The sequence below is a fragment of the Rahnella perminowiae genome, assembly GCF_019049755.1.
In the GTDB taxonomy this organism is placed as follows: Bacteria; Pseudomonadota; Gammaproteobacteria; order Enterobacterales; family Enterobacteriaceae; genus Rahnella; species Rahnella perminowiae.
The window spans coordinates 1-7,139 of record NZ_JAFMOS010000387.1 but is presented as its reverse complement, the minus strand read 5'-3'; the positions used below and the strand labels follow the sequence as shown (position 1 = coordinate 7,139).

Genomic DNA, 7,139 nt, shown 5'->3' with positions numbered 1-7,139 from the left:
GCAAGAAAGCATAAAACATTTGTTAATAATTCAGCAGGCTGGGAATGCTCCTAAATTACCCGTTAAAGTCATATGGGAATTTTCGTATTTTGATTATAAGAACCGGTGAGACAAATTATCGGAAGGTTTAACGCGATTCAGCAACGAAGAAAGAGTCGGGCAGTCATTATGAATGCCCGCCTGCTGATTATTTTCGGCTCAGACGGCCCCGGCGGAACAAATTACGCCGGATACGGGTTAGCCCTGCTTTCGGCTTTTTAGGTTCATCCAGACAAGCCAGAACCAGTTCAAGCACGCGTTCAGCCACATCGCGATGACGCTGAGCCACGGCCAGAACCGGGCATTCAAGGAAATCGAGCAGTTCGTTATCACCAAATGTGGCGATAACCAGATCGACCGGCAAACGTCCTTCCGTCTTTAACGTAACGTCCATCACGCCCTGCAGCAGCTGGAATGATGTCGTGAATAACGCCTGTGGCATCGGGTTCGTTTTCAACCATTCGGCAAACACAATCGCCGCGGATTCACGATCATACGCATTCGCATAAAGATATTTTGGCTGACGTGGATCTTCAGCCCATGCCTGACGGAACCCCTGCTCACGCAGAAAACTCACGGAAAGCTCAGGCAGCGCACCAAGATACAATACCGATTCAGCAGGGAAAGAGCGCAGTTCCTGCGCCAGCATCAGTGCATCGTCCTGATCGGCTCCCACCACACTAATGAAATGTTCAGGATCAAGAGCGCGATCAAGTGCAATGATCGGGAAATCGTTGTTGGCCCAGCGCTGATAGAAAGGATGTTCCGGCGGTAACGACGTGGAAATGATGATTGCATCGACCTGACGTTGCAGCAAATGCTCGATGCAGCGCATCTCATTGTCAGGCTGATCTTCAGAACAGGCGATCAGCAGCTGATAACCCCGCTGACGGGCCTGACGTTCCAGGAAGTTCGCGATTTTAGTGTAGCTGGTATTTTCCAGATCCGGGATCACCAGGCCAATAGAACGGGTGCGACCGGCGCGTAGGCCCGCTGCCACCGCATTCGGGTGATAGTTATGTTCCTTCACGACAGCCATCACTTTTTCGACTGTCTTATCGCTGACACGATACTGTTTCGCTTTGCCATTAATGACATAACTGGCCGTTGTACGCGAAACGCCCGCTAACCTCGCGATCTCATCCAGCTTCACTGAGAAAACCCCTTAATAAAGATAATGCTTTATCTAACCGCAGAAGCCCCTGCCGGGCAAGGTGTTTTACCGAATCGCTTCACCAGATTCGCAAAAATAAAGCCCGGCTCAGCAGCCGGGCTTGTATATATCAGATAAGTTTCACATCTTGCTGATTATTTACACTTTAGCGCATGATCTTGTCGCCACGGGAAACGCCAACTACACCGGAGCGTGCAACTTCGACGATTTCAGCCACATCACGAATACAGGCCAAAAACGCGTCAAGCTTGTCGCTGGTACCCGCCAGCTGAACGGTGTAAAGCGTTGGCGTGACATCGACGATCTGCCCGCGGAAAATCTCGGTTGAACGCTTCACTTCTTCGCGGCCATAACCCGAAGCCTGCACCTTCACCAGCATGATTTCACGCTCAACGTGAGCGCCCTGCACCAGCTCGGTCACTCGTAAGACGTCCACAAGCTTATGGAGCTGCTTTTCTATCTGCTCGAGTACTTTGGCATCACCCACGGTCTGAATGGTCATACGTGACAGCGTGGGATCATCCGTCGGTGCAACGGTCAGGCTTTCAATGTTGTAGCCACGCTGAGAGAACAGGCCAACAACGCGGGACAATGCCCCCGATTCATTTTCCAGTAATACTGATAAAATCCGGCGCATGATCAGGTCCTCTCCGTTTTGCTTAACCACATTTCGTCCATCGCACCGCCACGGATGTGCATCGGGTAAACGTGTTCTGTTTCATCCACGCTGATATCAACAAATACCAGACGGTTTTTCTGTTCCAGCGCAAGCGCCAGCTTGCTTTCCAGCTCATCAGGCGTGCGGATAGCAATACCCACATGCCCGTAAGCTTCCGCCAGTTTCACGAAATCAGGCAGCGATTGCATGTAAGACTGGGAATGGCGACCGGAGTAAATCATGTCCTGCCACTGCTTCACCATGCCAAGATAACCATTGTTCAGGTTCACAACGATCACCGGCAAATCATATTGCAGCGCGGTTGACAGCTCCTGAATGTTCATCTGAATACTGCCGTCACCGGTAACACAAATTACCGTTTCATCCGGCAGGCCGAGTTTCACACCCAGTGCAGCGGGCAGTCCGAAGCCCATCGTGCCGAGCCCCCCCGAGTTGATCCAGCGACGCGGTTTGTCGAACTTATAATACAACGCGGCAAACATCTGGTGCTGCCCGACGTCCGACGTCACATACGCATCACCCTGAGTCAGGCGATGCAGCGTTTCGATAACGGCCTGTGGCTTGATGGTACCGGTATTTTTGTCGTAACTCAGGCACTCACGCCCGCGCCAGTTCTCAATATTTTGCCACCAGTCGCGCAGGGCATCGAATTCCTGTTTTTCATCGCTTTGTGCCAGTAATTCCAGCATCTGAACCAGCGTCTGTTTCGCATCGCCCACGATCGGAATATCAGCATTCACGGTTTTGGAAATGGACGTCGGGTCGATATCAATGTGCATAACCGTCGCATTCGGGCAGTACTTCGCCAGATTGTTGGTGGTGCGGTCATCGAAACGCACCCCCACCCCGAAGATCAGATCGGCGTTATGCATCGCCATATTGGCTTCGTAAGTACCGTGCATGCCGAGCATACCGAGGCTCTGGCGATGAGTGCCAGGAAATGCGCCCAGCCCCATCAGGGAACTGGTGACAGGCAGATTCAGTTTCTCCGCCAGTTGCAGCAGTTCAGCGTCACATTCAGAATTAACCGCACCGCCGCCCACGTACAGCACCGGTTTCTTCGCCGCCAGTAATGTCTGCACCGCGCGTTTGATTTGCCCGCGATGGCCTTGCACCGTCGGGTTATAAGAGCGCATCGCAACCTGTTCGGGATAGGCGTAAGGCAGTTTAATCTGCGGATTCACTACGTCTTTTGGCAGGTCGACAACCACCGGGCCAGGACGGCCGGTAGAGGCAAGATAAAACGCTTTTTTCAGTACAGTCGGAATATCTTCCGCACGTTTTACCAGAAAGCTGTGTTTTACCACCGGGCGGGAAATCCCCACCATGTCGCATTCCTGAAATGCGTCATAACCGATCAGCGAACTGTGTACCTGGCCGGACAGCACCACTAACGGAATGGAATCCATATAAGCCGTGGCAATACCGGTGATAGCATTGGTTGCGCCGGGGCCAGAAGTTACCAGCACGACGCCCACGTCACCCGTAGCACGCGCATAACCATCCGCCATATGAACCGCACCCTGTTCATGTCTCACCAGCACATGATCTATCCCACCGACCGTATGCAGGGCATCATAGATATCCAACACCGCACCGCCGGGATAACCGAATACGTGCTTTACGCCCTGGTCGATTAATGACCGGACGACCATCTCGGCTCCTGACAACATCTCCATGGTTTTGCCTCCAGGCTTTTTGCTTCTTCTATAGGATGACTTTTGCTTCAGCTAGCTGTTCTATCAGCAGCGATTTCAACATAAATCGCTGAATTTTAGGACTTTCTATCGGGCTTACTACACCCTGCTGTTCTTATTAGCGTTCAAGAATCTAACTCAGTACCTTAGCGTCAGAACCCGAGTCAGGCAAACGCCAAAAATTCTGTGCAGACAGAATTTTATCGCCTCACACTGCCTTCATTCTTTCGTTCGGGACAAAACACTGCCTGCGCGCATTAACCAGTCAGAAATATAAGGGAGGCTGGAAAAATTACAGTATTAAATTATGTCTGTAAGGGAGGTAAAACGAAGGGAAAAACCGGCGAAGTGACAGGCACCGGTGATTCAGAAAAGAAAATGATGAAGCGGGTGGTGAAGCATTACTCATGATAAAGCTGATCGATTTCCTTCTGATAACGGCTGAAAATGATTTTGCGGCGCAGTTTAAGGGTTGGCGTCAGTTCCCCGGCCTCCATCGTGAAAGGTTTGGTCAGCAATACAAACTTTTTCACCTGCTCAAAACCGGCCAGATCATGCTGTATCTCACGTAACTGATGAGCAAACAGCGAGAGGATTTGCGCATTTTTCACCAGCCCGGCGCGATTGAAGTAATCGATATGGTGCGCCTGGGCATAGACATTCAGCACATCAAAATCAGGCACGATCAGCGCGGAAACAAAGTGCCGTTCATCGGCGATAACGGCTGCCTGCTCAATATAACGATCCTGAACCAGCGTGCCTTCGATACGCTGTGGAGCAATGTATTTACCCCCGGACGTTTTCATCAGATCTTTCAGCCGCTCAGTAATGAATACGTTACCTTGTGCATCCATTTTCCCGGCATCACCGGTTTTGAACCAGCCGTCAGCGGTGAAGCTGGCCGCCGTCTCTTCCGGCTTATTGAAATAACCACGCAGTAATGTCGGGCCGCGAACCTGAATTTCATTCTCCTCGCCGATCCGTACTTCAATCTCAGGCAACGCCGTACCGACAGAACCAAAGCGGAAGTCATTTTCCTCCCAGCAGGTCACCGTCGCGCAGGTTTCCGTCAGGCCGTAGCCATATTTGATGTTCAGGCCGAGTGATTCGAAAAAAAGAATGACGTTGTCATCCAGACTCGCACCGGCGGCAGGCAGAAAGCGCAGATTACCTCCCAGCAAATCACGCAACTTTTTCAGCACCAGCTTATCGGCGAGAAAATGTGCGGGCGTCAGCCAAAACGGATGACGCCCGCCACGACGTTCGATCAGAAACTTCTCTTTACCCTGTGCGACGGCCCAGTGGAAAAGCCGCTTTTTGAGGGGTCCCGCGCGGGCGACTTTGTCGTGGATCGCGCTGAACACTTTCTCATAGAAACGCGGAACCGCACACATCACCGTCGGTTTAATGGCCTGCAAGGCCTCACGCACCAGATCGGTTTCGCGCAGGAAGACATTTTGCGCACCGCTATGCATCACGAAGAAACTCCACGCGCGTTCAAAAACATGCGCAAGCGGCAGGAAGCAGAGGGAAACATCATGTTCAGTAATACTCAGACGCTTTTCATGCTGCATCAGTTGCGTCGCCATGCTGCGATAATCCAGCATCACACCTTTTGCTTCTCCGGTGGTACCGGAGGTATAGATAAGCGTGAACAGATCATCGAGGTTACGGGCATTGATCCGCACTTCACGCTCAGCAGCTAAAGCCGCATCCTGCGGAACGACGCCAGAAACATGCCGGGCAATCGGTACGCCACGTAACTCGACCTCATTGTCCAGCACCAGAATATGTTTCAGTTGCGGACAGAGATCACGTACGGCCACCGCTGCGTCATATTGCTTCTGGCCGATGACAAACAAAATACGGATATCCGCATCATTGAGGACATACGCAGACTGCGCGGGGGTATTAGTTGCATAAACCGGCACGGTGATCGCACGCAATTGCAAGATCGCCAGGTCTGCCGTCGCCCAGGCTATCGAATTATTCCCACAAATGGCGATGCGTTCCTGAACGCCAACGTGTTCCTGCAATAACACATCGGATAAGGCATCCACCTTTCCGCCAAGCTCACGCCAGGTCAGGGCGGATGTCACCGCCGGGGACCACTCGCGAAATGCAGTCTGTTCAGCACGGGCACTGACTTGCTGACGGAAACGGGTTATCTGATGGTAATCATTTAAGGTTGGATTCATTGAGCGTTTATACCGGCGTCAGGCGTAGTCAGTAAAAGGGAGGGAGCTCACTGCGTTGCTCTGTTACAAAAATTTAACGCAGTCTACCGGCAAATATTGCACGGTGAAATGAAATTGTAGGAGCAGCAGCAGGGTTTTGGGAAGATGTCCCGGAAATCCGATGACGAAAAAAAACCTGCAGGGCATTAACGAGGAAAAAACCTGCAGGATAAAAAACCATGTAAAGAAGAGCAGGCAGCCACTTTCGCTGCAATCACGGCCGCAAAAAACATCGTAAAGACTATCTGATTACAGAGAAACAACACACTGGCTCAATAATGTTTTCATCCACATATTGCCTTTGTCTTTGCTGGAGGATTCATGCCAGGAAAGATAACATGTGAGTGTATTTTTCATCCACGGTAGCGGAATGACTGACAAATTAAGTATTCCGGCATTTGCCTGTGCCAGCCAGCGCGGCACCAGTGCAACCATGTCGGTTTTGGAGACAATTTCCATGACACTAAATAAATCAGTTCCCTGATAGGAAATCAACGAAACTAACTCAGAGTCGTCGTAATAAGGAGAGCTGAACGAGTAGAACCGGTCCATCATCATGACAGCATGTTTTTCTTTCAGATATTTTTCATCTGACATATGCGGACTGATACGGGGATGATTTTGCGCTGCAACCAGGACCAGCTCATCATTGAATAAAGCTTGATTGCAAAAATCAGCACGTTCAAACTTACGATAACTGATCACAAATTCTATATTCTGATAACGCAACTGATGTTCAATATCATCGTTCACAATGGTCTGTAGTTTAACACTGACACCCGGTGATAATTCTTCTGCAGCATTCAACACCTGGCTGGTGAAGCGTTTATCGAGCGGGCTGCAAATAGCGACATTAAACTGGCGCGTACTGAGGAAAGGGTCAAAACCTGCCCCCGGTAATTCATTCATCACGAGCTGCAAGGCCTGTCTGACAGGGCCAAAAAGCTGACGCGCGCGCATTGTTGGTTGGATCCCACGCCCGAAACGCACAAATAAGTCATCGTTAAACATTACTTTTAAACGGGCAACGGCATTACTGACCGCCGGCTGGGACATCCCCAACATATTGGCCGCACGTGTAATATTTTGTAATTGCATCACGGCATCAAAAACTGTTAACAAATTTAAATCAACATTTCGAAGGTGCGTTTCTGCCTCAGCAGGTTTAGGGTGAATTTCTGTATCGGCGTCAGACATGATATCCCTCATAATTGACATTCGAATCCAAATAAAAATGATTATCTTCAATAATCTATTTTATAAAGCGCGGCATTGAGATGACATTGGGGAACATAAATATCGGCAGAGAAAAC

5 protein-coding genes are annotated in these 7,139 nt (G+C 50.4%); all 5 read right to left on the bottom strand.

What is annotated here, in order from left to right:
- Positions 1 to 187: 187 nt before the first annotated feature.
- The 5 genes from cra to leuO all read right to left on the bottom strand — a co-directional run bounded on the left by cra (position 188) and on the right by leuO (position 7,023).
- Positions 188 to 1,192, bottom strand: coding sequence for a catabolite repressor/activator (gene cra / locus J1785_RS05085; protein ID WP_217139508.1), 1,005 nt, complete (start codon positions 1,190 to 1,192; stop codon positions 188 to 190).
- Positions 1,193 to 1,358: 166 nt separating this feature from the next.
- Positions 1,359 to 1,850 (bottom strand): acetolactate synthase small subunit, encoded by a 492-nt coding sequence (gene ilvN / locus J1785_RS05080; protein ID WP_217218949.1) that lies wholly within the window; start codon positions 1,848 to 1,850, stop codon positions 1,359 to 1,361.
- A gap of 2 nt (positions 1,851 to 1,852) precedes the next feature.
- Positions 1,853 to 3,571 carry an acetolactate synthase 3 large subunit gene (ilvI, locus tag J1785_RS05075; RefSeq protein WP_129953209.1) on the bottom strand — a complete coding sequence of 573 codons (1,719 nt, stop codon included), beginning with the start codon at positions 3,569 to 3,571 and terminating at the stop codon, positions 1,853 to 1,855.
- Positions 3,572 to 3,990: 419 nt separating this feature from the next.
- Positions 3,991 to 5,787, bottom strand: coding sequence for an AMP-dependent synthetase/ligase (locus J1785_RS05070; RefSeq protein ID WP_217218948.1), 1,797 nt, complete (start codon positions 5,785 to 5,787; stop codon positions 3,991 to 3,993).
- Positions 5,788 to 6,075: 288 nt separating this feature from the next.
- Positions 6,076 to 7,023: a transcriptional regulator LeuO gene (gene leuO, locus J1785_RS05065; RefSeq protein ID WP_129953331.1), complete on the bottom strand. Its 948-nt coding sequence runs from the start codon at positions 7,021 to 7,023 to the stop codon at positions 6,076 to 6,078.
- Positions 7,024 to 7,139: the final 116 nt, after the last annotated feature.